Raw genomic sequence first — 4,379 nt, forward strand, 5'->3', positions numbered from 1 at the left:
GACGGCAGCATATGGACAGGCACCGATGCCGGAGACGGGAATACCAAAACGTATGGAAAGGTGCTGCTGATCAGATGATTATAAAGGGTTGCCAACCTTATTAGGGTTGGCAACCCTTTGATCTATTCCATCAAAAAATTCACATCACTCCCCTGCTCTACTTCTTCCGGCTCCTCTCCGAAGCGGAAGACCCTCAACGGGCGGCTGCCCTTGAGTTTCAGTTCAAACCCGTCGACTTCGAAGAGTGAACTTTCGCGCAGCCCGGCGACGGCCATTTCCTTGTTGACCACCAGGAATTCTTCGATGCGCTGCTGGCGGGTCTCCCCGCCGTGGCCTTCGGGGTTGGCATCGAGGTAATGGGGATTGATCTGGAAGGGGACCAGGTTCATGCATTTGAAACTTTCAGGCTCGATGATGGGCATATCGTTGGTGGTCATGAGCGTAGGGCAGGCCACATTCGACCCGGCACTCCAGCCCATGTATGGGATCCCGTCGAGGGCGCGCCGGCGGATGGCATCCATGATACCCGTTTTGTGCATCATGTACACCAGGTGAAAGGTGTTCCCCCCTCCCACTGCAATCGCCTCGGCACCGTTTACCGCCCGAACGGGATCTGGCTCCTTGTGGATCGAATGGATGTTATACCCGAGCTCCCCGAAAACGCCCTTTACCCTTTCCTCGTATCGGTCGTAGGATGCCCTGATATCGCCATCGGGCGACAGCCCCACCCCTGCATAGGGAACGAACAGGATGTTCTTCACCCCGGTGGAGGCAAGGAATTCGGAAATAAACGGCCTCGGCCAGCCAAGGTATTCTTCTCCGTAATTGGTTGAATTGCTGATCAATAAAAGCTTCATATTGCGTAAATTTTGGATGTTGGATATTGGATTATTTACGATTGAGGAAGTAAAAATATAAAAAACCTTATTCAAATAATGATCAGATGCAATATGGTTAGCTTAATAAAAGCTGTTAAGCCTTTTAAAACGGCCTTACACCAATAAGGAATGTATGGTCTGAGTCAGCAGGATGTTTAAAAACTTACCAGCGATAGGTAAATCCCAGCATGGCCACTCCAAAGTACGGATTGATATAGGTCTTCTCATTTCCAACGATCTGGAATTCTATACCAGGATTGATCTCAGTGAACAGGTATACCTGGTTGAAAAAAGATTGTGTTTTGTTGGTGATCCTGAAATTGATACCCAGCGGAATATATGGCCTGAGAAACATCAGGTTGCCATTCATATTCGTCGTGGTCTTGCTGGTCATACCATCGCCGTCATCTTTTTTCATCCAGCTATAGTCAGGTTCCTTAAGTTCAGGCTTGTTAAAATCGTTGTAATAATAAAAATCGTTCTCAGTATATTTCTGAGTGTTCACAAAAGACCGAAGCGCCAGTCCGTATTCGAGTCCAATACCGGTGTGGAAGTGAAATCTGCGTTCCGGGTTGGTCTTGAATAAATAACTAAAGCCCATGTTAATATCGTAATAACTCTCAGCGTATTTCATGCGTGTAAAGTAACTTGAGTCAGCATAAACGGTTTGACCCGAGGATGAAATAAAGCTGTCAACCATATAGGTATCGCGGTTTATGTAGCTGAAGGTCCTGCGAGTACCGAGACTAAATCCAAAGTTTAGCCTGAGTTCCTGGTTCATCCGGTATTCACCTGTTTTCTTATTCAGCGGTGTGAGTCCCAGGTAGAATTTCAGGTTGCCATTGCCGCCAAGACCATAGTTATATTTACTTTCCTGGTATTTATCCGCATCTATGAAAAGGTCCTTGTCTTCTACATTTCCGGCCAGGCTATTATAGTCGCCAAGTGTATTTGAAACTACCGTTCCGGTGAACCCTATACTGCTTCCAAATGAAGTTAGCTTCAGTTTTGGTTGTTCATTATGCTTTTCCTGCGCAATTGCAGCTGTCAGTGCAAGCGATATTGCTATTGTAAAGATCGTACGTTTCATGATTAATGTTTTTATATCCGTTCTAACACCTGAATCATGCTTTTGTTTAATTAAAGTTTTATAAAATTAAGCAGCGGATGATCCTTTGAATAGCAAGACCTTGCCGGGAATGATAATTTATTGGACGGCCTATTCGGGAGTTCTATGTCAGGATCATTCATTATACCTTTCTTCCAGCATTTTCCTGGTATCATTCTGGAAGTAGACATTCCAGGGATATGGATTACCTGCTGAATGGGGATCCTGCTCCAGCACCCATTGCGTATCTGACAAAAAACCTTCCTTTTCACCTATCAGGTCATAAAGGTACTTGGCCCTTCCCCAGCGGTTGACAATGTATTCAGGGCCAATTGCAATTGCCGTTGCAAACTCTCTGGCAGAACGCTCCGTGCTTCCCCCAAATCGTTCAGGAATGGCTATGTAGTATAGCCCTCTTGCAAAGTAGTTCCCGCCTCCTGCCCAGGTACTGTCGAGCTCATCGATGCGCTCGATCATTTTATTGTTGTCAATCACGATCCGGGTATTTATCAGTCTTCCCATCCCTTTCAGGGCTTCACTGAAATAATAAAACCTTGCAGTGTACCAGTAGCCCATTGCATCAAGCTGATCAATTGTAAGCAAATCCAGGGCGTCAGTGACCTTCGCGCCGTTTTCAGAGGCCTCCCGGAAAGCCGGATTCGTGCACATGGCTTTCTCACAGTATTTCACGGCTTCCTTGTAATGATGTTTTTTTATCCTGCGCTTATCGGCGTAGGCCGCCCCCATCAGCATATGGTAGTTTCCTATTTTCCAGAGGGCACGATAGTTCATCGGGTCAGCCTTTTCGACCTTCATGTAGGCTTCAATGAGCGCTTCCACATCCTCCCTGGTCCCGGCAGTTGATTCCGTTTTCTCGGCTTGCCGCAAGAGAAGAACCGGATCTTCCTCGCTTTGTTTCTCATGGATATACCTATATCCGGGTTTAAAAGAAGCGCATGAACCCAACATGGCACAGATGACCAGCATTGCCATGAATGAGAAAGGATTGTTCAAATTCTTCATACTACATGAATTTTAAGTGAGTCGAATTATTTTTTGATATCATATCCCAGTCCGTCTTTCCGCCTGCTAAATAAACTCTGATCATCAAGGTTTATCGGATTACCATGCAGGATCTCGGTGTAAAAACGGCGTATATTCATGCTATTATCAGCCATTTTACCTATGAAATAGGTATGGGTGGTACCGGTAGGAAATCGAAATCCAACTGCCCGTGTAAACTGTATGTATTTAGCATTTGCTGCCAGGGGGTGTTTTACCTTTTCACCAAGCTGTTTTCCGTCTTTCGTAAATATCCGAACCCCTTTCAGATTAAAGTCCTGCCTGTTACTGGTGATGTATATCCTGTTTTGGATAGTAATTTTTTCCAGCCATTCCGGGTGACCATCCTGGTTTACCGCTGCCGCGTTAAGGATCAGGTTGTTGAATAATCCGTTTTTGTCCGCTAGCGGCCCATGTTTAGCCATGTTTTCCAGGTAGTAATTGCCCAGGCTGTGAATGAAGCAGGAAAGCCTGTGTTGCTTCCAAAAATCAGGATCTGCGTTTTTCAAGGATTGAATGAAGTCCATTAAAGCGATGAAGTGATCCAGCGATTCGACCACCTGCTGTTTTGAATTCTTGAAATTCTTAACTCCTCCCAGTTCCGGATCCCTGGAAGGCCAGCTGAAAACGATCACGTTTACCTTGTGCAGGTATTGAATATCAAATCCACGCATTACTGCCTGCTCGAAGGTTTTGCTGTCGCCATGGATAAACAGCACCCAATCATTTTCGGTTTCTGTTACAGCAGTATAAAATTCTTCCCCGGTTACCCTGTTTACCTGAAGTGAATCAGGACGGTAAAAAACAGCCTTGAGCAGGAGAAGGTTTTTATCTTCACTTACCTGGTTAGGGAAATGCAGTCTTTTTCCGGTATCCTGAACCACCCTGTTCGTGATCACCAGCACGTTGCAGCCCGAGTTCAGTTCATTCACATACAAAGATTCAACTTTCTGGGCATTGCCCGGGAAAACCGAAAGCATGCAAATGACCAAGGGTAATAGTGCACGTATGGGTTCACGAAATAACATCCGTCATCTTTTAAGTCGTAATGCGAAATCAAATATAGCGAATAAGCATAATAAATCAAACACAAAGAATTCTGCTAAAGGAATAATTATCAGTTTAGCGCTGAGTAAAACCGGAAATTCAAAAGAAAGAGATGGGAAGGCATTGCAAAAAGAAAGGGGGTAAAAAAAAGCCGCATTGCTGCGGCTTTTTTGTGCCCAAGAAAGGACTCGAACCTTCACGACCATACGGCCACTAGTCCCTGAAACTAGCGCGTCTACCAATTCCGCCACTTGGGCAATCTTTAATGAACTTTTAAAATTGAC

Annotated in this window: 4 protein-coding genes and 1 tRNA gene; all 5 read right to left on the bottom strand. The window is 45.3% G+C overall.

The features are described from left to right. Nucleotides 1-122: 122 nt before the first annotated feature. Entirely contained in the window at nucleotides 123-857 is a 735-nt protein-coding gene (pepE, locus tag V2I46_05155) for a dipeptidase PepE (GenBank protein ID MEE4176880.1), read from the bottom strand. 184 nt (nucleotides 858-1,041) lie between these two features. Next, entirely contained in the window at nucleotides 1,042-1,968 is a 927-nt protein-coding gene (locus V2I46_05160; GenBank protein ID MEE4176881.1) for a hypothetical protein, read from the bottom strand. A gap of 153 nt (nucleotides 1,969-2,121) precedes the next feature. Further along, on the bottom strand, nucleotides 2,122-3,009 hold the full coding sequence (locus V2I46_05165; GenBank protein ID MEE4176882.1) for a TRAP transporter TatT component family protein: 888 nt from the start codon (nucleotides 3,007-3,009) through the stop codon (nucleotides 2,122-2,124). A gap of 26 nt (nucleotides 3,010-3,035) precedes the next feature. Further along, on the bottom strand, nucleotides 3,036-4,076 hold the full coding sequence (locus V2I46_05170; GenBank protein MEE4176883.1) for an alpha/beta hydrolase: 1,041 nt from the start codon (nucleotides 4,074-4,076) through the stop codon (nucleotides 3,036-3,038). Nucleotides 4,077-4,268: 192 nt separating this feature from the next. Next, a tRNA-Leu gene (locus V2I46_05175) sits at nucleotides 4,269-4,352 on the bottom strand. Nucleotides 4,353-4,379 lie beyond the last annotated feature (27 nt).

The sequence above is a fragment of the Bacteroides sp. genome (assembly GCA_036351255.1).
In the GTDB taxonomy this organism is placed as follows: domain Bacteria; phylum Bacteroidota; class Bacteroidia; order Bacteroidales; family UBA7960; genus UBA7960.